The 385-nt window shown below is 68.3% G+C and carries 1 pseudogene; it reads left to right on the top strand.

Annotation, left to right across the window (positions count from 1 at the left end):
• Nucleotides 1–233: 233 nt before the first annotated feature.
• Nucleotides 234–385: pseudogene (locus LPA54_RS41800) on the top strand (dolichol-phosphate mannosyltransferase); the annotation flags it as partial.

Genomic DNA, 385 nt, shown 5'->3' with positions numbered 1-385 from the left:
GTCCGCCGGCCGGGGAGGTGCGACCCCGGGTGGGGCCCGGGCGCTCAGTAGACAACGGCTCCAGGTGATCCGCAGCCGGCGGATCCCGGGCCGGCCCGAAGGGCGCCGGGCCCCCATCCGCCGTCCGCGCGCATCCGGGGAAAGAAGATGCGCCTACCCGATGATCGGGAAACGACACCACCATATGTACGTCCTGTCACGTCACGACAGGCCGTGCACACTAAGGTGGGATCCTGCGCACAGGACATGAAGGGGCAGCAGAGAACGACGGCGGCGGGACCCTCGCGGCAGGATCCCAGGGGCGGAAATTCGGCCCGCTCGGTACGGCTTTGGTGATCATCCCCACGTACAACGAGGCGGAGAACATCAAGGCGATCGTCGGACG

The organism is Streptomyces sp. DH12 (assembly GCF_020873895.1).
In the GTDB taxonomy this organism is placed as follows: domain Bacteria; phylum Actinomycetota; class Actinomycetes; order Streptomycetales; family Streptomycetaceae; genus Streptomyces.
This window is presented reverse-complemented; position numbering and strand designations above follow the sequence as displayed.